We start from the raw sequence: 22,641 nt of genomic DNA, 5'->3' as shown, positions 1-22,641 counted from the left end.
GCTACAGATCACCGGGCTTACGGGCCCGGTGATCTGCGCCGCCAAGCTCAGAAAATCTGTACAGACTTCACGCCAGTAGCTGCCTATACTTAGGGCATGACCGCTGTGCCGTTCACCGACGCCCGCAACCGCCTTTCGGAACTCATCGATGAGGTGGCCTCGACACATGAGCGGATAGAGATCACCAGACACGGTCACGCCGCCGCGGTGCTCATCTCTGCCGACGATCTCGCGGCGTTGGAAGAGACGCTGGAGGTCCTGTCCAGCGCCGAGGCCATGCGGCAACTTGCCGAGTCCAAGGCAGCCGTCGAGGCCGGTGACATCCTCGACGCCGACGAACTCGCGGCGTTGATGACGAAGCGGTCGAAGCAGGCACGGTGACTGGCCCAGCCCCCGACCGCTACCGACTTCAGGTCGCCGGCCCGGCCGCACGCGCCTTGGCCGGACGGGTGCCAGAAAAGATCGCCGCAGCCGTCTACGAGTTCGTCACCACCGCTCTCCTCGACAACCCCCATCGCGTCGGCAAACGGCTGCTTCTGCCACCGTTCGAGGGGACCTGGTCGGCCAGACGGGGCACGTATCGCGTCCTCTACGAGATCGACGAAGACGACCGCGTGGTGACCGTGACGGCAATCGAACACCGCGCCGACGCCTACCGGTCGCGCTGATTCGAAGGCGCGGAATCAGTACATCACTGTTCGCCAGGGTCGAAGAACCCGAACGGCTACTGCAACCACGGCCCAAACGGGATGAGCTGCCCGGTCGGCGTGGCCCGTACGGCCGGCTGAGCGCGGGCGACGCCGACCGGACGTAGGCGACGGCGTCGTTCGGACGTACCGCGCCGCGCCCGGTGGAGCTGCCCGCACCGACGGGGCAGCTCCACCGGGCGGGACGGTCGGATGCTGGGAGGTTCCTCACAGCGAGCCGCTCTCCCAAAAGGGTCACTCCGCGCCTGACGGACACGGAAGCCCCGAAGATCCACTCCCACCCCCCGAAGGTTGCGCGTTTTAGCAACCCACCACCCCGGCAGCCATCAGCTCAACAGGCGAAGTGCGCCATCCTCTGGCAGCATTCCTTGGCATGTGCGGACTGGCTGGGGAGCTTCGTCGGGACGGCTCGCGTGCCGACGTCGCGGCGGTGGAGCGGATGGCGGCGACCATGCACGACCGGGGCCCCGACGGCAGCGGCGTCTGGTCGCAGGGGCCGGTCGCCCTGGGCCACCGTCGCCTCAAGATCATTGACCTGTCGGCGGCGAGCGGGCAGCCGCTGGTCGACTCGACCGCCGGGCTGACCGGCGTCTTCAACGGCTGCGTCTACAACTACCGGGAGCTGCGCGCCGAGCTCCAGGCCAAGGGACACGTCTTCTTCTCCTCGGGCGACACCGAGGTGGTGCTCAAGGCGTACGCCGAGTGGGGCGACGACTTCGTCGACCACCTGGTCGGCATGTTCGCCGTGGCGATCACCGAACGGGCCACCGGTCGCCTGGTGCTGGCCCGGGACCGGCTCGGCATCAAGCCGCTCTACCTGGCCGAGACCCCCGACCGGGTGCGGTTCGCCAGCACCCTGCCCGCCCTGCTGGCCGGTGGCGGGATCGACACCACGGTCGACCCGGTCGCGCTCGCGCACTACCTGAGCTTCCACAGCATCGTGCCACCGCCCCGGACCATCCTGCGCGGCGTGGCCAAGCTGCCCCCGGCCACCGTCCGGGTGTACGAGCCGGACGGCCGGGTCACCGAGCGGGTCTACTGGGATCCGTCGTTCACCCGCCACCCGGACCGGGCCGGCTGGTCCGAGCGGGACTGGCAGGACGCCCTCCACGAGTCGCTCACCACCGCCGTCCGGCGACGCATGGTCGCCGACGTGCCGGTGGGGGTGCTCCTCTCCGGCGGCCTGGACTCCAGCCTGGTGGTGGCGCTCCTCGCCGAGCAGGGCCAGCGCGGCCTGGCCACCTTCTCCATCGGCTTCGAGGCGGTCGGCGGCCGCGAGGGCGACGAGTTCCGCTACTCCGACCTGATCGCGAAGACCTTCGACACCGACCACCACCAGATCCGGGTCGCCACGAACGATCTCGTCCCGCCGCTGGAGGCGGCCGTGGCGGCGATGAGCGAGCCGATGGTCAGCCACGACTGCGTGGCGTTCTATCTGCTCAGCGAGACGGTCGCCCGGCACGTCAAGGTGGTCCAGTCCGGGCAGGGCGCGGACGAGATCCTCGGCGGCTACCACTGGTACCCGCCGCTGGCCGACGTCGACCGGGCGCACGCCGTCGACACGTACGCGAAGGCGTTCTTCGACCGGGACGCGGCCGGACTGGCCCGGGTGGTCAACCCGGACCGGTTGGCCGGCGGCGACCCGGCGCGCGAGTTCGTGGCCGCGCACCTGGGCCGGGCGGGCGCGGACACCGCGGTCGACGCGGGCCTGCGGATCGACACCCAGATCATGCTCACCGACGATCCGGTGAAGCGGGTCGACAACATGACGATGGCGCACGGCCTGGAGGCCCGGGTCCCCTTCCTGGACCACGAGTTCGTCGAGCTCGCCGCGAGCTGCCCGCCCGAGCTGAAGCTCGCCCAGGGCGGCAAGGGCGTGCTCAAGGAGATCGGCCGCCGGGTGCTGCCCTGGGAGGTCATCGACCGCCCGAAGGGCTACTTCCCGGTGCCCGGCCTCACCCACCTGGAGGGCAAGGTCCTCGACCGGGTCCGCGACGCGCTGTCCGCCCCGGAGGCCCGCCGCCGCGACCTGTTCCGCGCCGACTACGTCGACGCCCTCCTCACCGACCCGAACGCCGAACTCACCCCGTTGAACGGAAACAAGCTGTGGCAGCTCGGACTCCTGGAAATGTGGCTCCAGAGCCACGGAATCGCCTGACCGTGACCGAGACCCTGGCAACGGGGGCGGCGGCCCTGACCGAGGGGCAGCGGGCCCGGGTGGCCCGGCGACGGGAGCGGGTCGGGCCGGGCGGTGACCCGGTCGCCCCCGGCGAGCCCGCCGGCCGGTCGACCGACCCGGACGCGGTCCCGCCCGCCGGCCGTACCGACGTGGTGCTCGACTGCGGCTGGGGGCGGCTGGTCTTCGGCCAGACGTTCCGCGACCCGGCCGACGTCGCCGACGTGCTCCGCTCGGAGGCCGCCGGTTCCCGGGACATCTGCATCTACCTGCGCGATCCGCACGTGCTGGTCTCCCGCCTGCACGACGAGCTGTTCATCGATCCGTCGCTGACCTACCGGCTGCCGCTGAGCCCGGACGCGGCCCCCGGTCCCGGCTCGATCGGCGGCGAGCCGGCCACCGACGGTGGCGCGGACCTGCCGGGACTGCGCATCCGCCAGCTCCGCGACACGGCGGACGCCGACGCGGTGAACCGGATCTACGCCAGCAACGGGATGGTCACCGCCCCGGTGGACGTACTGGTCGCCAACGCCGCCACCCCGTCCTTCCTGCACCTGGTCGCCGAGTCGGCCACCGGGGAGATCGTCGGCACGATCACCGGCGTGGACCACGTCGAGGTCTTCGACGACCCGGACAACGGCGCGAGCCTGTGGTGCCTGACCGTGGACTTCAACCACGCCCCGCCCGGCACCGGCCAGGCCCTCCTGACGGAGCTGGCCGCCCGGCTCACCGACCGGGGTCGGGCCTTCGTCGACCTGTCGGTGCTGGCGGAGAACGCCGGGGCGATCCGCCTCTACGAGCGGCTGGGCTTCTACCGCACCGCCACGCTCTGCGTGAAGCGGAAGAACCCGATCAACGAGCGACTCTTCCTGCCGTCCCTGCCCGCCGGCTACGACGAGCTGAACCCGTACGCCCGGATCGTCGCCGACGAGGCGATGCGCCGGGGAATCCGGGTGGAGGTGACCGACCCGGCCTGGGGCGAGCTGCGGCTGACCAGCGGCGGGCGGACCATCCTGACCCGCGAGTCGCTCTCCGAGCTGACCTCGGCGGTGGCGATGAGCCGCTGCGACGACAAGCGGGTGACCCGCCGGATCCTCACCGAGGCCGGGCTGAGCGTGCCGCGCGGCCGGACGGCCACCGGAGACGACGCGGACGAGGCGTTCCTGGCCGAGACCGGCGCGGTGGTGGTCAAGCCGGCCCGGGGCGAGCAGGGCAACGGCATCACCGTCGGGGTGCGGACCCCGGAGGCGCTGCGCACGGCCGTCGAGCTGGCCCGACGGTACTGCCCGGACGTGCTGATCGAGGAGCTGCGCGCCGGCGAGGACCTGCGGGTGGTGGTGATCGACCACGAGGTGGTCGCGGCGGCCGTCCGCCGGCCCGCCTCGGTCACCGGCGACGGGGTGCACCACGTCACCGAGCTGATCGAGCGGCAGAGCCGCCGCCGGGCCGCCGCCACCGGTGGCGAGTCCCGCATCCCGATCGACGACATGACCCGCGAGGTGGTCGCCGAGGCCGGGTACGGCATGCACGACGTGCTCCCCGAGGGGACCGTGCTCGCCGTCCGACGGACCGCCAACCTGCACACCGGTGGCACCATCCACGACGTGACCGGCGACCTGCACCCGGAGATCGCCGAGGCGTGCGTGGCCGCCAGCCGGGCGCTGGACATCCCGGTCACCGGGCTGGACCTGCTGGTCACCGCCCCGGACCAACCGGAACACGTGTTCATCGAGGCGAACGAGCGGCCGGGGCTGGCCAACCACGAGCCCCAACCGACCGCCGAGCGCTTCGTCGACCTGCTGTTTCCGGGCACCCGGGCACCGCACCGGCTCTGGTCCCCGGCGGGTACGGCATCCTCGACGGCATGACCGAACGTCGTCCCGCCCCGCTTCCGCTCGACCTGGACTACCTGCGGCAGGTGCTGCTGGAACTCTTGGAGATCCCCAGCCCGTCGGGGCGTACCGACCACGTGCAGCAGTACGTGGGCGAGCGGCTCTCCGCCCTCGGCGTCTCCTCCACGCTGACCCGGCGGGGCGCGCTGAGCGCCTGCCTGCCCGGCCCCCGGTCCACCGGGGCGGACCGGGCGATCGTGGTGCACACCGACACCATCGGCGGGATGGTGAAGCGGCTGAAGGAGAACGGCCGGCTGGAGCTGAAGTCGATCGGCACGCACAGCGCCCGCTTCGCCGAGGGCGCCCACGTACGGATCTTCACCGACAACCTGGACCGGGTGATCACCGGCCAGGTGCTGCCGCTGAAGGCGAGCGGCCACCGCTACAACGAGGCGGTCGACCTCCAGGGCGTCGGCTGGGAGCAGGTGGAGGTCCGGGTCGACGAGCCGGTCGAGGACATCGCCGGGCTGCGGGCGCTCGGCATCGACGCGGGCGACTTCGTGGCGTTCCTGCCCAACCCGACGATCACCCCGAGCGGCTTCGTCAAGTCCCGCCACCTGGACGACAAGGCCGGCGTGGCGGCGGTGCTGACCGCGCTCAAGGCGATGGTCGACGCGGGCGTCCAGCCCCGGGTCTCCGCACACCTGCTGGTCACCGTCACCGAGGAGATCGGGCACGGGGCGAGCCACGGCCTCGACCCGGACGTCGCGGAGATCGTCTCGGTGGACGCGGCGGTGGTCGCTCCGGGGCAGCAGTCCCGGGAAACCGCGGCGACCCTGGCGATGGGCGACGGGGTCGGCCCGTTCGACTACCACCTGACCCGCAACCTCGCCTCGATCGCCGCCGAGCACGGCGTCGACCTGGTGCGGGACGTCTTCGACTACTACCGCTCGGACGTGGCGGCGGCGGTCGAGGCGGGCGCGCACGCCCGGGTGGCGCTGCTCGGCTTCGGGGTGGACGCCACCCACGGCCACGAGCGCACCCACCTGGACGGCCTGCGCCACCTGACCCAGCTGCTCTGCCTCTACCTCCAGAGCGACCTGGTCTTCCCGGAGTGGGACGCCGAGCCCGAGGGCGACCTGGCCGACTTCCCGTCGCTGGCGGTGCAGCCGGCGTCCGAGGAGGGGCCCCGCGAGGGGCCGATCGGCATCGCTGAGGCCACCGGTCCCGGCACCACCGACCACCCCGGCCCGGACCCGGCCTGACCTGCTCGGACATGAGGTGACGTAAAACCGTTGCCGCCGGAGTCGGGAAGTGGATAGCGTGGCGGTACACGTGAAGGGAGGTGATCCGAAGCTTGTGTAGTTATCGGACTCGTGAGGTGGCTGTCCGCTAGCCGCTGTCCTTGACAGTCGACCGTCCGTCCTCCGGGGCGGGCACAGAAGATCGTCGAGACCGTGTGGCAGCGGTGCGGCGAATCCAAGACAGCCACCCGACCCCCGGGGTGCCGGCCCAGTCCAGCCGGCCCGCGCGTCAGCGCGGAAGCCCCGGGGGTCGACCCCTGTACGGAGGGTGTACGCCGTGTCGATGCGCGAGCTGACGGTGCTCGGCACCGCCAGTCAGACGCCGACCCGGCAGCGCAACCACAACGGGTACGTGCTGCGCTGGGACGACGAGGTGATCCTCTTCGACCCGGGCGAGGGGAGCCAACGGCAGCTCCTGCACACCACGGTCACCGCCACCGACCTGACCCGGATCTGCGTCACCCACTTCCACGGCGACCACAGTCTCGGACTGCCCGGCATCATCCAGCGCCTCTCCCTGGACCGGGTGCCGCACCCGGTGGCGGTGCACTTCCCGGCCGGCGGCGCGGAATACTTCGCCCGGCTGCGGCACGCCACCAGCTTCCACGAGACCGCCGAGCTGGCCTGCGAACCGGTCGACGCGGACGGTCAGCGGATCGCCCTGCGCGGCGGCCACACCCTGACCGCCCGCCGGCTGCGCCACCCGATCGAGACGTACGGCTACCAGCTGGTCGAACCGGACGGCTGCCGGATGCTCCCGGAGCGGCTGGCCGCGTACGGCATCGGTGGCCCGGCCGTCGGGGAGCTGATCCGCGTCGGCCACCTGGACGTCGGCGGACGCCGCGTGCACCGCGACGAGGTCGCCGTGCCCCGGCCCGGCCAGCGCTTCGCCTTCGTGATGGACACCGGCCTCTGCGACGCGGTGTACGCGCTCGCCGAGCACGCCGACCTGCTGGTGATCGAGTCGACCTTCCTCGACTCGGAGGCCACGCTCGCCGCCGAGGTCGGGCACCTCACCGCCGCCCAGGCCGCGCGGGTCGCGACCGAGTCGGGGGTACGCCGGCTCGTGCTCACCCACTTCTCCCAGCGGTACGCCGACCCGGCCCGGTTCGCCGCCGAGGCCCGCGAGCACTTCACCGGGGACCTGGTGATCGCCGAGGACCTGGGCACGGTCGCGGTGCCGCCCCGGCGGGTAGCCTCGCCGGGGTGACGCTCACTCTCCGCCACGCCGTCGCCGACGACCTGATGGCGGTCGGCGACCTGCACCAGCGTTCCCGGGTCGCCGCGTACTCGTCATTCCTGCCGCCGGAGGCGCTGGCCGTCCCGACGCCGGAGATGATGGGTGACTACTGGACGCAGCGCTGGTCGTACGAGCGCGACGACCACCTGCTGACCGTCGCCGAACGGGACGGCCGGCTGGTCGGCTTCACCTACGTCGGCCCGGACGGCGTGGACGGTCGGGTCGACCCGGGCGCCGGCCTGCTCTGCGCGATCCACCTCGACCCGACCGAGCAGGGACGCGGCACCGGCCGGGAGTTGATGGTCGACGCGTTGCACACCATGCGCTCGTGGGGGTACGACCGCGCGGTGCTCTGGGTGCTGCGGGACAACACGCACGCCCGTCGCTTCTACGAGCGCGGCGGCTGGACCCCGGACGGCCGGGAACGCGACGAGCACTTCGGCCCGGTCGTCACCCGGCAGCTCCGCTACGCCCGTCCCCTCTGACCAGCGGGGGAACCGGAGCAGGGGACTCATAATCCCTCGGTCACGGGTTCGAGTCCCGTCCGCCCCACCATCAGTAAGACCGTTTGACCTGCTGGTATTTGCTGGTTTTGCGATCTTTTCCACTGCCGGGCTTCGATGATGGGGGTTGCTGTGAGCCCGAGGTGAGCCCGGCGGGGCGCTTGGAGCGCTGGCGCGGTACCAGGAGGGCGGCTGCTTCGGCCGCTTCCCCGCCAGCTCCGGCAGGACCGAGGTGTAGGTATCGGACGTCAGCGAGATCGAGGAGTGGCCCAACATCTCCTGGACCACCTTCATCTCGGTGCCGGCCGCGAGCGCGATCGTGGCCGCCCCGTGTCGCAGATCATGCAGACGGATCGGCGGCAGACCGGCCCACAGCGGGCCGGAGCACTGAGCACCAGCCGCCAATGGGCGGACCTGAACCCGCACCGCGCTACGCCAACCCTGGCTCGCCCGACTGCGCCACAGGCGGCCGAGGCGAACCCACCACCGTGCACACGGCGAGCGCCATCAGGACCACGCCGCCAGCTACCCGCCCGCCGATGCCGCCAGCATCACTGCGGCCCGGCTCTGAGGTGCTGCCGCGCCGGCAAGCCGGCTTGCCATTGAGTCCTGTGGTAGAGCGCCGTGATGCACGCCGGGACAACACTCCTGCCCCTCCGAAGGCGCGCGACCGGCATCGGTGATCCCCTCCTTCTCAGTCGATGTCTCGCCGCCGGGCGCAAGGGCCTTCGCTTACTGATAAGGGACCGCCAGAGCGCAAAATGTGCCTTGATCAACAAAGATTCTTCTAGATTTTTCCCCGCGAGGACCACAAACCACGACGGCGGCAGGTTCGATCTCCGTCATGAGGCGGTCGGCCCGTCAGGGTCGCCCGGTCGCGGGCGTCGCTTAATCCGATGCTCGGGCTCGTGGAGCACCACGTCATCGTCGTTGGCGGGAAGGGGTATCCACCCCTCATCCGGGTGAGCCAGAAGCAGGGTTACCGCCGGCTGAGACCGGACCCAGGCCAAGACCTCTTCCCGGCTGCCCTCCCGCGTGGCGATACCGGCAACCTCCCCGTTCTCGCCCGGCTGGTCGAAGGGGTCTTCCCAAGTGGCGGCCCAGACCGTGTGACGTTCCCGCTCACCGGCTCCGCTGAGGTGCACGTAGATGGTGCCGTGGCCCGGTCGGGGCGTACCGATGCGCTGCTCCGGTGCTGCCTCTGTCAGCTCAGTGTTCCAGTGGCGCTGCACTTTGCGGGGCTCAGCCATGTCAATCATGGTCGCACGCTCTATCGGCCCAGAGCCGCGAATACGCGTAGGCCGCCGCCACCCAGGAGCGGGCAACGGCGGCCGTGCCGGTCATGGCCGGCGGTGATGGAACCTCACTGGTTCCAGCCGGATCCGTACCAGGAGGAGCCCATCGCGGGCGGGTTGGACACGGTGTACTGCCCGCTGCTCTGTCGCTGGAACTTCGGGCTCTTCCACCACATGTACCAGGTGCCCGGGTAGGCGCTCGACGGGTCGGTCCACTGGAACTGGTGAGCGATCCCCGCCCAGGCCACGGAGCCCTCGTAGGCGGTGTAGCCGGTCGATCCGAAGGCGGTTACGAGCGTTCCCGCCGCGTAGGGTCCGTGCACGCCCCAGGTCTTGAAGGTCCCGCCGCCGCTCACCGGGTACCCCTCGGGGTGCGCACTGCTGAAGTACAGCCGCTCGCCGGATGCGTTGATGGTTCTGATACCTCGGGTGGACTCGAACTGGAAGCGCTTGGACGTGCTGCTGCCGCCGGAGAAGTAGTCCTCGACGTAGAGGTACACGTCACCGAGCTTGGTGCCTCCGTAGCCGTACTGACCCGCGCCATCGAAGTAGGCCATGGTGCTGTCGTAGTAGTAGTAGCAGCCCAGCGCCGAGCACACGCCGGACATGGGCGCCGCCTGCTCCGCCGTCTTGCCAGTCCAGTTCTTCGGCCGGCTCGACGAGGCGGCGTCCGGGCAGACCCAAGCACCCTTGCGAGCCGTGACGTCCACGGAGCACTGATCGGAGCCGGCGGCCCCCACAGTCAGCACCGTGCCCGCCGAACCCACTTCCGACGCTGCCGGCTGGGCCGCAGCGACACTGCCGTTGGCGACGGCGACCACGCAGGCAAGCACCAGCGCAGCCGCTAGTCTTGACGGAGTCCTCATCGACACTCCTTCGTCTAGGGGAGAGGACGAATCGGCTTGCGGTGTTGCCGCACCGCAAGCCGTACCTCGCACACGAAATGTGCGAGAACTCGGTTTCTCAGGCTCGCAGGTTAAGCGGATCACCAAGTAACCGAGCTGCTTCGACAATCGCCCACTGAGGCGGATCTATCAATTGATTGTCGGCTTTCTGACACACTTTCGGAATATCGCCATTGGGCAGCTCTAAATAGCCGCGCGGAATTGATTATTCCAGCGGCAAGCGGCTGTCCTGCACGCTTCCGGACGCAGATTCTCTGCGCATCTACATAGCCAGGCAAAAACCCCTTCGTCAGGTCGGTGACGAGCCCTCGATGCGGGCGGTTCGATAAGCGGAACTGGACGCGCTCGGCCAGGAGAGGAACCGGTCAAACAGTTCACCGCTGATCGGTGTCTCCCCTGAATGCAGCTTGCCCAGGTCGTCCACGGCGTCACCAAATGCGCCGGCCAGGTATACGAACAGGCTCACCCGGTTCTGCCCGTACTCGGCCAGCAGCGCTAATTTGGCCTCCCCGCACGGCCAGGGATGGCCGCACGCACGACATAGCCAGATGGGCCGGATCGGGGTGTGCGGACGGCGCGTCACGGTGACCATCCCGACTCCGCCAACAGGCGGTACAACGCCCGGCAGACGAACCCAGGCGACGGAGCGGTGAGGAGTTGACGAATCTGGGCTTCCTTCTCCTGCTCCCTCAGCCGACGCGCCAGAGCGTCCGTACGGCCCCACGCCGCCAGCAACGCACCCTCGCGCCCCAACGCCACGTCACAGGCCATCCAGAACGCACGTGGGGCGGTCTGACGCCCCACCTCCACATTGGCGATGGAACTGCGCGACCATCCCACCAGGACGGCCAACCGGTCCTGCGTCACGCGCACCGATCGCCGCGACTCCGCCAGGACGCGCCCCAACGATCGGCACGAGTCCGCCACTACCTCAGGCGTAGCCACCTCTAGTCGCAACGCCGCTCGGTTAAGGCGTTGTGGTGGCTGTCGAGGGGTGTGTCGTTCGGGCATGAGGAAGCGGAGTTCCGGTATTGAGGTGAGTCACTCCAAGACACCCTCGAGACCAGGAACTCCGCTTTGGTTGATCAGATTGCCATAACCCGTACGGTGAGGGTAGCCGCGGGTGTGTTCGCACCGGGTCATCTGGGTGAGTTGACCCAGTTCATACCCTTCGAGATGGTCGATGAGATCCTCGCTGCGACCCGCCGTACGCAGCAGCGGATCCGACTGCTGCCGGCCCGGGTGGTGGTCTATCTCGTTCTGGCAGGTTGTCTGTTCGCCGAACTCGGCTACGGGCAGGTGTGGCAGAAACTGACCGCCGGTCTGGCCGGGCTGGGCCTGGCCGAGCCGTCCTCGGGGACGTTACGTGAGGCACGGCAGCGGCTCGGGTCCGCGCCGCTGCGGGCGTTGTTCGATCTGCTCCGTGGCCCGGCCGTCACCACGGCGAACCATGCCGTGCGCTGGCGGGGGCTGCTGGTGACCGCGATCGACGGGACCATGATGTCGGTAGCCGACGCCGAGGCGGTCCGGGACCGTTACCGCAAACAACGGGGTAACCACGGCGGGGCCGGCTACCCGGCAGTGAGGCTGAGTGTCCTGCTGACCTGCGGCACCCGCTCGATCATCGACGCCGTGTTCGGCCCGGTCAGCACCGGTGAACTCGACCAGGCCCGCACCCTGGCCCGTAGCCTGCGGGCCGGGATGCTGTTGCTGGCCGACCGTAACTATGCCGCCGCCGACCTCATCACCACACTCGCCGCGACCAGGGCCGACCTGCTGATCCGCTGCAAGAACGGCCGCCGCCTGCCCGTGATCACCCGCTACCGCGACGGGTCCTGGCTCTCGACCATCGGCACGGTACGGGTGCGGGTCATCGACGCCCAGATCAGCGTCACCACCACCGACGGCATCCGCACCGGTGGCTACCGGCTGATCACCACCCTGCTCGACCCGCACACCCATCCCGCCGGCGAATTGATGAAGCTGTATCACCGCAGATGGGAGATCGAAACCGCCTATCTGGAGCTGAAATCCAGCATCCTCGGCGGCCGGGTCCTGCGTGCCCGCACCCCCGACGGCATCGACCAGGAGATCTACGCCCTGCTCACCGTCTACCAGGTCCTCCGCACCGCTATGACCGATGCCACCGACAGCCAGCCCGCCACCAGCCCCGACCGGGCCAGCTTCACCATCGCCCTGAACACCGCCCGCGACCAGATCACCAACGCCGCCGGCGTCATCGCTGACACCGTCATCGACCTGGTCGGCGCCATCGGCCGCGTGGTCCTGGCGCACCTGCTACCCGACCGCCGGATCCGGGTGAAAACCCGGATGATCAAACGCTCGAACTCCAAGTACCAAGCCCGCGGACCCAACATAGACCGGCGCAGCTACAAAGCCACCATCGCAATCGACATCATCACAAACCATTGCGAAACACCCGCCGGACCTTAACCGAGCGGCGTTGCCTCTAGTCGTCCCGGAGTGGCAATCGCGGCCTGCGGCCCACCACCCGCCTCCGAGAAGCGAACCCGCGGCCAAGCCGGCGCGCACTCCGCAGCGGTGCGCACTTGGTATGACGGCGTAACGGCAGCCATCGCTACTGCGCCCGTCGCTCGGCCAGCGAGTACACCCGCGCCCCATTGCCCGCCGCATCCCCAACGGCCACAGCCGGAACAGCGGCGACCGGACCAACACCGACGCCCGACACGTCGATCAGCACCCGGAGCGGCCCGGCCACCAACGTGATGCAGCCGGGCGACCCCTCGTGCCACACCACCGAGGCCGCGCCCGAGCCGACGCTGACCCGCACCGCCGCCGCACCGGCCGACGCCACCGGTGGCCCGCTGTCAGCTCCCTGATCGGTAGCCACTGCTGGCGAACTCGCCGGACAAACGTCGGCCGCAACGTCAGGCCACTCGGTGGCTGGAGCCTGTCCCACCACGCTCTTGTCGTGATCTTTGGCGTGCCCCTGGATGACGAAGAAGCCAAGCTCAGCGTCGCTGGCCTTTGCCAACACAGCACGCAGGGCTGTGCGGTAATGCGCCGACGGCCATCGAGTGTCGCCGCGTTCAAGACGGCCGATGTAGCGGGAAGCGATATCGGTCTGGCGTCCCGTGTGCTCGTACAACCAGGCATTGACCGCCTCGGCCAACTCCTGACGCGACATCGGCCGACCCGACCCAGAAGGCGACCGCAACGCCAGCCGCGCCGCGCGCAGCAGGTCATTTGGTCCGGGCTGATACACCACGATGAAAGTCCGTCCATGATCGTTCTTGTCCCGCTACACAAGTAACACCGAAAGGGTCACTTCCGGCACCGCCCGCCCGACGAGTAGACGGCTGAGCCGGCGCACACTCCGCAGCGGTGTGCGCCGGCATCAGCCCGGCCTCCGGGGCGGTCACCTACTTCACCGCCAGCAACGCTGGAACGCCGACACGACGTGCGCCGATCAGCTCTGGCCGCGTCGCTCCGGGCACCCGCTTCGGCAGCCGCAGCGAGAGGCAGAACACCTGCATGGCCTGCTCATGCACCGTGCACGGTCCAAGCGTTCCGCAGCCCAAACAGCGACCATCAGCACTCGACACCGCATGCCGTTCAAGCGCAGCCTGCGCGGCATCGACCTGTCCGCCACCGGGGTAGGTCGTCACCTTCTCACCACCTTCCATGCCAGGGCCGAGCACGCCGCGCGGTGCGGAGGGATGCAGGTTCCGCAGCCGCGCGGCGTGCCCGCCGTCACCCGTCAGCACGGAGCCATCAGTCACGTACCAACGGGGAACCTGGAGCGTTGTAACTGCTCGATCGCTTATCGTTAGCGACACGATGCCGGAGCCCCAGCCGTGGGCAACATGACGAAGGACGGATGTCAATATGCGTCCGATGCATAAGCGCAACCGGCGCTCGGATGGGATCTTGGAGCAGCACGACCTAGGATCTAGCTCCGGCTGCCACACAAGGACGCCCCGATGACAGCGACCCACGAGGCGCGATACTGCCGATGCGGCACACGGCTCGCGCGTGACAACGCCACCGGCCGCTGCTCGCCCTGCTCCTCCTACGGTCGGCACCAACCTCATGCCGCCCCAGATGTGCCGGCCGACTTCTGGGATGAGGTCGTTCTAAGGGAAGCGCTGCAAAGCCGCCACATGGGCCGAGTGATCCGAGCGTGGCGAACCCACCCCCACCATGGGCGGCATCCCATATCCCAGGACCGAGCCGCTTCGTGGGTTGGCATGAGCCAGGCTCAGCTAAGTCGGATAGAAACTGGTCCGCCCATCGTTCACCTTGATCGTTTGGTGCAATGGGCGACCGCGCTACGCATACCGGAGGATCGGTTGTGGTTCGCCATGCCGACCGCTGCCGGGGACCTGGACGGAAATGGGAACGAAGTGAACCGGCGTCAGCTACTTGGCACCACTGCCGCTACTGCCGTAAGCGGCTTCCTTGGCGGCCGACCAATACGCGAGCTGTCGCTGGCAGACCATGAGGCCGTTGAGTGGTTCGCATGGCACCTATGGCAGCACCGCAAGGACGAGTTGGACCCGTTGCAGATACCCGGCTCGATCGCATCCCGCCTGAGCAGGCACCCACACGTCATGCAAACGACGGAAGGCGCATACCGCTTCACAGACCCGGCGCTGACCGACGTCCTAGTCGCCCACCGCGTGTTTGGCGACATCGCACAGGGCAGCGGACACCTTCTCGCAACCGCGCAAACCAGCCACGCGACCGATCTGACTATCAGCGCCCTGGCGGCCGACGACGACGGAGCACGGCGAGGGTTGACCGCATGGATGCGCCGAGGCGCAACGGCGGTTCTCAGGGTCAACTCTGCCGGGATACTCGCCAAGGTCGGAGCCCCGGAGCTCGGCGACGCCGCGATATGCACACTGCGCGCCGACCAAGACGCCCGACATCTCTACCTGACCGCTGTAGCCAGCCGCGTTCTCAACCTCCCCTGGGAACAGGCAAGCCATGTAGTCAGTGAAGCAGTAGCGCAAGCAGTCAATCAGACGCCCGGCGCGAGTAGCGGCATAATCGAAGTGGCATCGCGTCAACTATCGAACGAGCTTGCAAACGCACGCGATGCCGCCGCCCGCTGGTGTAGCGCCGTACTGCTTGCTAACTGCCACAATGACTCAGGCGCTCGCTCGGCGCTAATGTCCGCAGTGCAGCAAGAAGCGTGCCGCGAAAATTTGCGAGCATATGCCGCCGTTCTGGCGGGCACTACCCCCCTGGCGATTGGATAAGACGCATGAAGCTGCTAAGCGTCAAGACCGGTGAAGAGCTGATCGAAACGCTCACCCGGCGAGCCGCAGAAGAAGGGATTGTCAACGGGGCTATCGTGTCCCTCATTGGTGCTGTCGATAGCTGCGCAATCAGCAATATGCTCGCTGATGACGCCGGCACTGACGTTATCAGCGAGTACCGGCAGCCATTCGAGCTAAGTGGAACCGGAGAAATCCGAGACGGCAAAGTTCACGTGCATGTGGTTCTCGGCCGGCAGGGTGACGAAGCTCTCGCCGGTCACCTGCACTGGGCGCGAGTGGAAAGCTTCTTCGTCCACGCTTACACCCTGGCCCTACCTGAGGGGCAGTAGACGGCGACCCCGCTAGCCGGGCTCACGTGAGTACAAGGTGAGCCCCGTGTGAGCCCGGACGCCTCCGGACTGATCGTCACGCGGCTAGATTGGGAACCACGGTGAGGGGTGCCCACCAGGACGGATAGGCACCCCTCAACACGTCTTCGGACTGGCGATCACGCGGGAAATCTAACTCATAATCCCTCGGTCGCGGGTTCGAGCCCCGCACACGGCGTGCCTTCGGTCGAGCGGATCGAATAAGGTGGCCATAATTCTGACCAGTCTTTAGAGTGGTCGCTATGGAGACCATTCCCATCACGGAAGCCAAGGCCCGGATCGCCGAGCTTGCCGACCGCGTCGCTCGGGAGCACGACCACTTCACGATCACCAGGAACGGCCGTGCCGACGTGATGCTGATCTCGGTTGCCGAGTACGAGTCGATGCGGGAGACGCTCGACCTGCTCTCCGACAACGAGGCCCTCGCGGATCTGCGCCAGTCGCGGGAGGATTTCGCGGCCGACGACACGTTCTCGATGGACGAGGTTCGCGCCGAGTTGGAGCGGCGTCGCGGTAGGGCGGCCTGATGCCTTCGCAAGGCGGGCGGGGCGACGGCACTAGCGAAGCGCCCAGCCCGTACACCGTGATGTTCTCTCGGCAGGCCCGCCGCAACCTGCACGAGGATCTGCCGTTGGAGGTCGCGGTCGCGGCGACGGAGACCATCGAGCACGCGATAGCGGTCAACCCCTATCGGGCTGGCAAACCACTCGACGAGCCCTTCGACGGCTTTCACTCCGCCCGCCGCGGCACGTACCGGATCATCTACCGGATCAACGAGGCCAAACGGGTCGTGGAGATCCCCTCGATCCGCCACCGACGGGACGCCTACCGTTTCTAGGACACACGTCGGCCCCTGCTTCACGGGGCTGACGTGCCTCACACCTTCAGGACATCCACCTCATACAGCGCCATCGACACGTCGCGGGAGGCCAGGGTCAACCTTTCGGCGGTCGCCTGCGCCACCAGCATGCGGTCGAAGGGATCGCGGTGATGCGCTGGCAGGCGGCCGGCGACGATGGCATGGGCGTGGGTAACCGGAAGTTCCCGAAATCCCATGTCCCTTACCCGCTCGGCCACGTCAGGGGGGCCGGCGAGCTTCCCCGCCCTCTGCTTGACGGTGATCTCCCACAGGCTGACCGGGGAGAGGAAGATGTCCGGATCATGGCGTAGCCGATCGAGGAACTCGTCGCCGAGAGTCGCATCGCCCGTAATGGCCCGAATGGGTACCGCCTCGATGCACGTGAGCTGGGCAGGATCAGTTACGGGTTGGGAGACGCGGCGGCCTGGACTGGGTGGTGACCGGCCCGTCGCGGGACGGGCCGGTCACCATGCTCAGCGGGCGCCGAGGTGGGCCAGCAGGTCCTGTCGGGTGAGCACGCCCTTCGGCTTGCCGTCGATCAGCACCAACGCGGCGTCGGACTTCTCCAGCAGGGCCACCGCCTCGCTGACCGGCTGCCCGCCGCCGACCATCGGCAGCGGCTCACCCATGTGCCGCTCGATGGTGTCGTGCAGGTGGGCCTGGCCGGTGAAGAGCGCGTCCAGCAGGTCCTTCTCGGCGATCGAACCGGCCACCTCACCGGTCACCACCGGCGGCTCGGCCTTGAGCACCGGCAGCTGGGAGACGCCGTACTCGCGCATGTAGTCGATCGCGTCCCGGACCGTCTCGGTGGGGTGCACGTGCACCAGCTCGGGCAGGCCGCCCGGCTTCGCGGCGAGCGCGTCGGCCACGGTCGGCTCGTCACCGCCGGCCGACAGGAAGCCGTACCGGGCCATCCAGGCGTCGTTGAAGATCTTCGACAGGTAGCCCTTGCCGCTGTCCGGCAGGAGCACCACGATCACGTCGTCCGGGCCGGCGGCGCGGGCCACCTCCAGGGCGGCCACCACGGCCATGCCGCAGGAGCCGCCGACGAGCAGCCCCTCCTCCCGGGCCAGCCGCCGGGTCATCTCGAAGGAGGCCTTGTCGGAGACCTCGATGATCTGGTCGGCCACGGACTTGTCGTACGTCTCCGGCCAGAAGTCCTCGCCGACCCCCTCGACCAGGTACGGCCGGCCGGTGCCGCCGGAGTAGACCGAGCCCTCCGGGTCCGCGCCGACGACCTTCACCCGGCCGTCGGACGCCTCCTTGAGGTAGCGCCCGATGCCGGAGATGGTGCCGCCGGTGCCCACCCCGGCCACGAAGTGGGTCAGCCCGCCGCCGGTCTGCTCCCACAGCTCGGGGCCGGTGGTCTCGTAGTGCGAACGCGGGTTCGCCGGGTTGCTGTACTGGTTGGGCTTCCACGCGCCGGGGATCTCCCGGGCCAACCGGTCGGAGACGTTGTAGTAGGAGCGGGGGTCCTCCGGGGCGACCGCCGTCGGACAGACCACCACCTCGGCCCCGTACGCCCGCAGCACGTCCTGCTTGTCCTGGCTGACCTTGTCCGGGCAGACGAAGACGCACTTGTAGCCCTTGAGCTGCGCCACCAGGGCCAGTCCGACGCCGGTGTTGCCGCTGGTCGGCTCGACGATGGTGCCGCCCGGCCTCAGGCTCCCGGCGGCCTCGGCGTCCTCCACCATCCGCAGCGCGATCCGGTCCTTCACCGACCCGCCGGGGTTGAGGTACTCCACCTTCGCCAACACGGTGGCCTGGATGCCGGCGGTGACGTTGCGGAGCTTCACCAGCGGGGTGTTGCCGATCAGCTCGACGACGTTGTCGTAGTACTGCACCTCGTTGTGCCCTTCTCCTCCGGTGCCGGCAGCGGCGCCGGGCGACGGTTGGTCGACGCCCAGCGTACGTGGCGTCAGGACAGGACACTCCCAGGGATCACGGACGCGCGGCGGGCCTCCCACTCCAGGAACCGTTCCGTCTCGGCCAGCACGCTCCCGGCCAGCCAGGTGACCATCACCGCGTCGTCGACCAGGCCGAGCACGGTCAGGAACAGCTCCGGCACCAGGTCGACCGGGGAGACGACGTACGCCGCCGCCGCGGTCATCAGGGCCAGCCGGAGGCCGCCGTCGTACTCGCCGCGCGCGGTGGCCTTGATCATCCGGGGTAGCGCCGCCACCCGGGCGCCCAGGGACGGGCCACCCCGTGCCCCGGCCATCAGTGCCCGGGCCAACGCGGCGAACGCCGCACTCCGCTTCAACGTCCTCGCCATGTCAGTGCCCCTCTCTCCGCGACCAGCGTGCCGGGCCGGCGCAACCGCCGCCGGTGCCGCGAGGCCGGTCCGGGCGGTCGGCCCGGACGGCCGGCGGTCGATGGATGACGTACCCAGAATGTCCCGCTGCCAGGCACCGGAGCGCCATCGCGGGGACAGCGACGTGTCGCTCCCGCGCGGTACTGTCGGCTCATGGAGGAGGTGGCGGGATCCGTCGTACCCACCGGTACGCGCTGGCGACGCGCCCGGCAGGTCGTCCGCTACACGGCGATCGGCGCGGGTGCCACGGTGGCGGCCTTCGTCACCACCACCGGCATCCTCCTCGGCCAGGCCAAGCAGGCCCGCCGGACGATCCCGATGGCCGAGGCACCGCCACCCCGCTGTGACGGCGTCTACGGCCCCAAGCTCCCCGGCCCGCCGCTCACCATGGTGATCCTCGGCGACTCCTCCGCCGCCGGCTACGGCGTGCACCGGCGCCGGGAGACCCTCGGCGCACTGCTCGCCACCGGCCTGTCCCGTCGGCTGCACCGGCCGGTGCGGTTGCACCGGTTCGCCGTCGTCGGCAGTCTCTCGGCGGGGCTGAAACACCAGGTCGAGGCCGCCCTCGAACAGCAGCCGGACCTCGCGGTCATCCTGGTCGGCGGCAACGACGTCACCAACCGCACCCCGCCGGCCGTCGCGGTGCGCTATCTCACCGACGCGGTCCGCGACCTGCGCGCGGCCGGCGCGGAGGTGGTCGTCGGCACCTGCCCCGACCTCGGCACGATCCAGCCGATCCAGCCGCCGCTGCGCTGGTTGGCCCGGCGCTGGGGTCGGCAGCTCGCCACCGCCCAGACGGTCGCGGTGGTCGAGGCCGGTGGCTGGACGGTCTCCCTCGGTGACCTGCTCGGCCCCCGGTTCGCGGCGGAACCGGGCCGGATGTTCGCGTGGGACCGTTTCCATCCGTCCGCCGAGGGGTACGCGGTCGCCGCGTCGGCGCTGCTGCCGACGGTCCTCTCGGCGCTCGGCGCGGGCCAGGACCGCCGGCCGGCACTGACCTGCGGCGAGGGTGTACGGTCGCTGCCCCAGGCGGCGCAGGAGGCCGTCCGGCACCCGGGCACCGAGGTCAGCGGCACCCAGGTCAGCGGGCGCGACCGGGGCCCCGCCGGGCGCTGGGCGCAGCTGCGGCGGCGGGCCTTCGTGGCGGTCGGCGCGCTTCCCGCCCACGCGGGTGAGCCGGTGCCCCACCCCGCCGCCGACGCGGTCCCGCCGTCCGGCGCACCACGGACGGACGGCGTGGTCCGACCGGCGCAGAGCCCCGAGACAGGCGACGCGGTCCGACCGGCCGGGGGCACGGAGACAGCAGTGGAGGGACGATCATGAACGAGCGGAACACCCGCGCCGAACGGGCGGCCCACGTGGGCCGGGTCGCGGCCCTCTCCCTGCTGGCCGGCACGGTGGGCGGCGCGGCCGTCCTGGCCGGGGAGGCCTTCGTCGCCCGCACCCGCCGGTACGCCGAGCCGGAACTCGGTCTCGCCCTGCGGGCGACGGTCGGGTCGGCGGACGCACCCCCGCTGCGGCTGGTCCTGCTCGGTGACTCGGCCGCCCTCGGCGTCGGCGTGCAGGAGTTCGACGAGACGGTCGGCGGCCAGTTGGCCCACCTGCTCGCCGAGGGGCCGGCTGGCCGACGGGTGCACCTGTCCAGCGTCGGGGTCTCCGGATCCCGCTCCACCGACCTGGCCACCCAGGTGGCCCGGGCCCTGCTCGGGGCCCGCCCGGACGTGGCGGTGATCCTGATCGGGGCGAACGACGCGACGACCCTGCGCCGGCCGTCCGACGCGGCGGCGTACCTGGGCGGCGCGGTTCGCCGGCTGTGCGACGCGGGGGTGGAGGTCGTCGTCGGCACCTGCCCCGACCTCGGCGCGGTCCGGGCCGTCGCCCCGCCGCTGCGCCAGGTGATCGGCTGGTCCGGGCGGCGCACCGCGCGGGCGCAGACCGTGGCGGTGCTGGAGGCCGGCGGCACGGTGGTGGATCTCGCCGCCGAGACCGGGGCAGTCTTCCGGGCCGACGCCGGCACGCTCTGCCACGACGGGTACCACCCCTCCGCCGACGGCTACCGGGTCTGGGCGCACGCGCTGCTCCCGGCGGTGGCCGCCGCCGCGGCCGTCGCCTCGTCCCGCTGAGGCCGCCGTACGGTCTCGCCCAGTCCGTGGTGGGACGTGCGCCACATTCCACCGCAAGTTACCGACGGGTTAACGTTGGCTCATGCCGACTGAGTCGTCCCGCGACGCCGTCATCGTCGCCACCGCCCGCTCCCCCATCGGCCGGGCGCACAAGGGTTCCCTCCGCGACGTCCGCTCGGACGACCTCGCGGCGACCATCGTCCGGGCCGCGCTGGACAAGGTCCCGCAGCTCGACGCACGCGAGATCGACGACCTCTACCTGGGTTGCGGCCTGCCCGGCGGCGAGCAGGGCTTCAACATGGCCCGGGTGGTCGCCACCCTGCTCGGGCTGGACACCCTGCCCGGCGCGACCCTCACCCGGTACTGCGCCTCCTCCCTCCAGACCACCCGGATGGCGATGCACGCGATCCGGGCCGGCGAGGGGGACGTGTTCGTCTCCGCCGGGGTCGAGTGCGTCTCCCGGTACGCCCGGGGCAACTCCGACGCCCTGCCGCCGGAGGCGCAGGCGCTGGTCGGCGGGGGCTGGGAGAACCCACGGTTCGCGGCGGCCCAGGAGCGTTCGGTCCGGCGGGCGGCCGGCGGCGCGGAGGTCTGGACCGACCCGCGCGAGGCCGGTGAGCTGCCCGACATCTACCTCGCCATGGGGCAGACCGCGGAGAACCTGGCCCAGGCGTACGACGTGACCCGCGCCGACATGGACTCCTTCGGCGTTCGCAGCCAGAACCTCGCCGAGAAGGCGATCGCCGACGGCTTCTGGGCCCGGGAGATCACCCCGGTCACCACCCCGGACGGCACGGTGGTCAGCACCGACGACGGGCCCCGTCCGGGGGTGACCCTGGAGGGCGTGTCCGGGTTGAAGCCGGTGTTCCGCCCGGACGGCCGGATCACCGCCGGCAACTGCTGCCCGCTCAACGACGGTGCCGCCGCAGTGGTGATCATGAGCGCCCAGCGGGCCCGGGACCTCGGCATCACCCCGCTGGCCCGGATCGTCTCCACCGGCGTCACCGCGCTCTCCCCGGAGATCATGGGGCTCGGCCCGGTCGAGGCGAGCCGGCAGGCGCTGAAGCGGGCCGGCATGACCATCGACGACGTCGACCTGGTGGAGATCAACGAGGCGTTCGCCGCCCAGGTGATCCCCTCGTACCGGCAGCTCGACATCCCCCTGGAGAAGCTGAACGTGATGGGCGGCGCGATCGCCGTCGGGCACCCGTTCGGCATGACCGGAGCCCGGATCACCGGCACCCTGCTCAACGCCCTCGACTGGCACGACAAGTCGATCGGCCTGGAGACCATGTGCGTCGGCGGCGGTCAGGGCATGGCGATGGTCCTCGAACGCCTCTCCTGACCGCATCCGGGCGGCTGCGCCACCTCACCGCCCGCGCCCGGCGGTCGCCTCAGAGTGCGGTCCGGGTCGCCGTCACCTCGGCGGCGGCCCGGGCCAGCGCCTCGGGCGCGGGGGCCGCGGCGACCAGGTCGGCGGCGACCACCCGGAGCTGGTCGGGCAGGGCGAGGTCGTTGTCCAGCCGGGGCACGGTGCGTCGCGGCTGGCCCTCGGCGTCGGCGGCCAGGTTGGCGACCTCCTGCACGAGCTTGTGCACCAGGTCGGCACGGGAGACGTTGCCGTCGGCGGCCAGCGCCGACCACCGGGGCGGCTGCCAGTGCCCGACCTGCCGGACCAGCAGCTCCACCGCCTGCTCCAGCTCGGTGTTCGGGCCCGGGTCGCCGGACACCGGGTTCACCGGGCA

24 protein-coding genes, 1 tRNA gene and 3 pseudogenes are annotated in these 22,641 nt (G+C 70.2%); 16 read left to right on the top strand and 12 right to left on the bottom strand.

Features of this window, described 5'->3' with window-relative positions; genetic code table 11:
* The first annotated feature begins 96 nt into the window (after positions 1 to 96).
* Together GA0074694_RS12535 and GA0074694_RS34170 are read left to right on the top strand one after the other, a co-directional pair.
* Positions 97 to 381, top strand: a complete 285-nt coding sequence (locus GA0074694_RS12535) for a type II toxin-antitoxin system Phd/YefM family antitoxin (protein ID WP_091457350.1) — start codon at positions 97 to 99, stop codon at positions 379 to 381.
* Positions 378 to 644: pseudogene (locus GA0074694_RS34170) on the top strand (type II toxin-antitoxin system RelE family toxin); the annotation flags it as partial. The gene GA0074694_RS12535 and the pseudogene GA0074694_RS34170, both read left to right, overlap by 4 nt.
* On the opposite strand, the gene GA0074694_RS31600 reads toward GA0074694_RS34170, so the two are convergent.
* Positions 616 to 741 (bottom strand) — tRNA-OTHER (locus GA0074694_RS31600). The pseudogene GA0074694_RS34170 and the gene GA0074694_RS31600 sit on opposite strands and share 29 nt — an antisense overlap.
* Between GA0074694_RS31600 and GA0074694_RS34165 the strand changes: the two are divergent.
* From GA0074694_RS34165 to GA0074694_RS12505, 6 genes and pseudogenes are all read left to right on the top strand, one after another.
* Positions 708 to 788, top strand: a pseudogene (locus tag GA0074694_RS34165) (peptide-methionine (S)-S-oxide reductase MsrA); the annotation flags it as partial. The gene GA0074694_RS31600 and the pseudogene GA0074694_RS34165 overlap by 34 nt on opposite strands.
* Positions 789 to 1,080: 292 nt before the next feature.
* On the top strand, positions 1,081 to 2,865 hold the full coding sequence (locus GA0074694_RS12525; protein WP_091457344.1) for an N-acetylglutaminylglutamine amidotransferase: 1,785 nt from the start codon (positions 1,081 to 1,083) through the stop codon (positions 2,863 to 2,865).
* Positions 2,866 to 2,867: 2 nt separating this feature from the next.
* The gene (ngg, locus tag GA0074694_RS12520) at positions 2,868 to 4,751 is read left to right on the top strand and encodes an N-acetylglutaminylglutamine synthetase (RefSeq protein ID WP_091457341.1); all 1,884 of its coding nucleotides are present in this window, start codon (positions 2,868 to 2,870) and stop codon (positions 4,749 to 4,751) included.
* Positions 4,748 to 5,980 carry an osmoprotectant NAGGN system M42 family peptidase gene (locus GA0074694_RS12515; protein WP_091457339.1) on the top strand — a complete coding sequence of 411 codons (1,233 nt, stop codon included), beginning with the start codon at positions 4,748 to 4,750 and terminating at the stop codon, positions 5,978 to 5,980. Before ngg ends, GA0074694_RS12515 begins: the two co-directional genes overlap by 4 nt.
* 316 nt (positions 5,981 to 6,296) lie before the next feature.
* Complete coding sequence (locus GA0074694_RS12510) at positions 6,297 to 7,229, top strand: ribonuclease Z (RefSeq protein WP_091459055.1); 933 nt, start codon at positions 6,297 to 6,299, stop codon at positions 7,227 to 7,229.
* A complete protein-coding gene (locus GA0074694_RS12505) occupies positions 7,226 to 7,744 on the top strand; it encodes a GNAT family N-acetyltransferase (RefSeq protein ID WP_091457335.1) in 519 nt (172 codons plus the stop codon). The genes GA0074694_RS12510 and GA0074694_RS12505 overlap by 4 nt, the downstream gene beginning before the upstream one ends.
* Before the next feature lie 303 nt (positions 7,745 to 8,047).
* On the opposite strand, the pseudogene GA0074694_RS34160 reads toward GA0074694_RS12505, so the two are convergent.
* The 5 genes and pseudogenes from GA0074694_RS34160 to GA0074694_RS12475 all read right to left on the bottom strand — a co-directional run.
* A pseudogene (locus GA0074694_RS34160) lies at positions 8,048 to 8,188 on the bottom strand (hypothetical protein); the annotation flags it as partial.
* A gap of 416 nt (positions 8,189 to 8,604) precedes the next feature.
* Entirely contained in the window at positions 8,605 to 9,012 is a 408-nt protein-coding gene (locus GA0074694_RS12490) for a hypothetical protein (protein WP_141714068.1), read from the bottom strand.
* A gap of 113 nt (positions 9,013 to 9,125) precedes the next feature.
* On the bottom strand, positions 9,126 to 9,923 hold the full coding sequence (locus GA0074694_RS12485; RefSeq protein WP_141714066.1) for a hypothetical protein: 798 nt from the start codon (positions 9,921 to 9,923) through the stop codon (positions 9,126 to 9,128).
* A 328-nt stretch (positions 9,924 to 10,251) separates the two neighbouring features.
* Positions 10,252 to 10,554, bottom strand: coding sequence for a hypothetical protein (locus tag GA0074694_RS12480; RefSeq protein WP_245714661.1), 303 nt, complete (start codon positions 10,552 to 10,554; stop codon positions 10,252 to 10,254).
* The gene (locus tag GA0074694_RS12475) at positions 10,542 to 10,973 is read right to left on the bottom strand and encodes a helix-turn-helix domain-containing protein (protein ID WP_091457322.1); all 432 of its coding nucleotides are present in this window, start codon (positions 10,971 to 10,973) and stop codon (positions 10,542 to 10,544) included. Before GA0074694_RS12475 ends, GA0074694_RS12480 begins: the two co-directional genes overlap by 13 nt.
* Positions 10,974 to 11,069: 96 nt before the next feature.
* Here GA0074694_RS12475 and GA0074694_RS12470 point away from each other — a divergent pair, with 96 nt between their 5' ends.
* A complete protein-coding gene (locus GA0074694_RS12470) occupies positions 11,070 to 12,416 on the top strand; it encodes an IS4 family transposase (protein WP_281189918.1) in 1,347 nt (448 codons plus the stop codon).
* 145 nt (positions 12,417 to 12,561) lie between these two features.
* Here the strand turns inward: GA0074694_RS12470 and GA0074694_RS30900 are convergent, their stop codons facing one another.
* Both GA0074694_RS30900 and GA0074694_RS12460 read right to left on the bottom strand, forming a co-directional pair.
* On the bottom strand, positions 12,562 to 13,131 hold the full coding sequence (locus GA0074694_RS30900) for a hypothetical protein (protein ID WP_141714064.1): 570 nt from the start codon (positions 13,129 to 13,131) through the stop codon (positions 12,562 to 12,564).
* A 235-nt stretch (positions 13,132 to 13,366) separates the two neighbouring features.
* Positions 13,367 to 13,726 (bottom strand): hypothetical protein, encoded by a 360-nt coding sequence (locus tag GA0074694_RS12460; protein ID WP_245714659.1) that lies wholly within the window; start codon positions 13,724 to 13,726, stop codon positions 13,367 to 13,369.
* 570 nt (positions 13,727 to 14,296) lie between these two features.
* Here GA0074694_RS12460 and GA0074694_RS12455 point away from each other — a divergent pair.
* The 4 genes from GA0074694_RS12455 to GA0074694_RS12440 all read left to right on the top strand — a co-directional run bounded on the left by GA0074694_RS12455 (position 14,297) and on the right by GA0074694_RS12440 (position 16,438).
* Positions 14,297 to 15,211 carry a hypothetical protein gene (locus tag GA0074694_RS12455; RefSeq protein WP_091457312.1) on the top strand — a complete coding sequence of 305 codons (915 nt, stop codon included), beginning with the start codon at positions 14,297 to 14,299 and terminating at the stop codon, positions 15,209 to 15,211.
* 5 nt (positions 15,212 to 15,216) lie between these two features.
* Positions 15,217 to 15,561, top strand: coding sequence for a PPC domain-containing DNA-binding protein (locus GA0074694_RS12450; protein ID WP_091457309.1), 345 nt, complete (start codon positions 15,217 to 15,219; stop codon positions 15,559 to 15,561).
* A 281-nt stretch (positions 15,562 to 15,842) separates the two neighbouring features.
* Complete coding sequence (locus tag GA0074694_RS12445; RefSeq protein WP_091459049.1) at positions 15,843 to 16,127, top strand: type II toxin-antitoxin system Phd/YefM family antitoxin; 285 nt, start codon at positions 15,843 to 15,845, stop codon at positions 16,125 to 16,127.
* Positions 16,127 to 16,438 carry a type II toxin-antitoxin system RelE family toxin gene (locus tag GA0074694_RS12440; protein ID WP_091457306.1) on the top strand — a complete coding sequence of 104 codons (312 nt, stop codon included), beginning with the start codon at positions 16,127 to 16,129 and terminating at the stop codon, positions 16,436 to 16,438. Before GA0074694_RS12445 ends, GA0074694_RS12440 begins: the two co-directional genes overlap by 1 nt.
* Before the next feature lie 38 nt (positions 16,439 to 16,476).
* On the opposite strand, the gene GA0074694_RS12435 is transcribed toward GA0074694_RS12440, so the two are convergent.
* The 3 genes from GA0074694_RS12435 to GA0074694_RS12425 all read right to left on the bottom strand — a co-directional run bounded on the left by GA0074694_RS12435 (position 16,477) and on the right by GA0074694_RS12425 (position 18,734).
* Positions 16,477 to 16,836 carry a type II toxin-antitoxin system VapC family toxin gene (locus tag GA0074694_RS12435; RefSeq protein ID WP_091457302.1) on the bottom strand — a complete coding sequence of 120 codons (360 nt, stop codon included), beginning with the start codon at positions 16,834 to 16,836 and terminating at the stop codon, positions 16,477 to 16,479.
* Between the two features lie 96 nt (positions 16,837 to 16,932).
* Positions 16,933 to 18,303 carry a cystathionine beta-synthase gene (locus GA0074694_RS12430; RefSeq protein WP_091457298.1) on the bottom strand — a complete coding sequence of 457 codons (1,371 nt, stop codon included), beginning with the start codon at positions 18,301 to 18,303 and terminating at the stop codon, positions 16,933 to 16,935.
* Between the two features lie 74 nt (positions 18,304 to 18,377).
* Entirely contained in the window at positions 18,378 to 18,734 is a 357-nt protein-coding gene (locus tag GA0074694_RS12425) for a YkvA family protein (RefSeq protein ID WP_091457295.1), read from the bottom strand.
* Positions 18,735 to 18,926: 192 nt separating this feature from the next.
* Here GA0074694_RS12425 and GA0074694_RS12420 point away from each other — a divergent pair, with 192 nt between their 5' ends.
* The 3 genes from GA0074694_RS12420 to GA0074694_RS12410 all read left to right on the top strand — a co-directional run bounded on the left by GA0074694_RS12420 (position 18,927) and on the right by GA0074694_RS12410 (position 22,241).
* A complete protein-coding gene (locus GA0074694_RS12420) occupies positions 18,927 to 20,096 on the top strand; it encodes an SGNH/GDSL hydrolase family protein (RefSeq protein WP_091457292.1) in 1,170 nt (389 codons plus the stop codon).
* Positions 20,093 to 20,896 carry an SGNH/GDSL hydrolase family protein gene (locus GA0074694_RS12415; RefSeq protein ID WP_091457289.1) on the top strand — a complete coding sequence of 268 codons (804 nt, stop codon included), beginning with the start codon at positions 20,093 to 20,095 and terminating at the stop codon, positions 20,894 to 20,896. The genes GA0074694_RS12420 and GA0074694_RS12415 overlap by 4 nt, the downstream gene beginning before the upstream one ends.
* Positions 20,897 to 20,978: 82 nt before the next feature.
* On the top strand, positions 20,979 to 22,241 hold the full coding sequence (locus GA0074694_RS12410) for an acetyl-CoA C-acetyltransferase (protein WP_091457285.1): 1,263 nt from the start codon (positions 20,979 to 20,981) through the stop codon (positions 22,239 to 22,241).
* Positions 22,242 to 22,290: 49 nt separating this feature from the next.
* On the opposite strand, the gene GA0074694_RS12405 is transcribed toward GA0074694_RS12410, so the two are convergent.
* A complete protein-coding gene (locus GA0074694_RS12405; protein WP_245714657.1) occupies positions 22,291 to 22,626 on the bottom strand; it encodes a hypothetical protein in 336 nt (111 codons plus the stop codon).
* Between the last annotated feature and the right edge of the window lie 15 nt (positions 22,627 to 22,641).

The organism is Micromonospora inyonensis, from assembly GCF_900091415.1.
GTDB lineage: Bacteria > Actinomycetota > Actinomycetes > Mycobacteriales > Micromonosporaceae > Micromonospora > Micromonospora inyonensis.
This window is presented reverse-complemented; position numbering and strand designations above follow the sequence as displayed.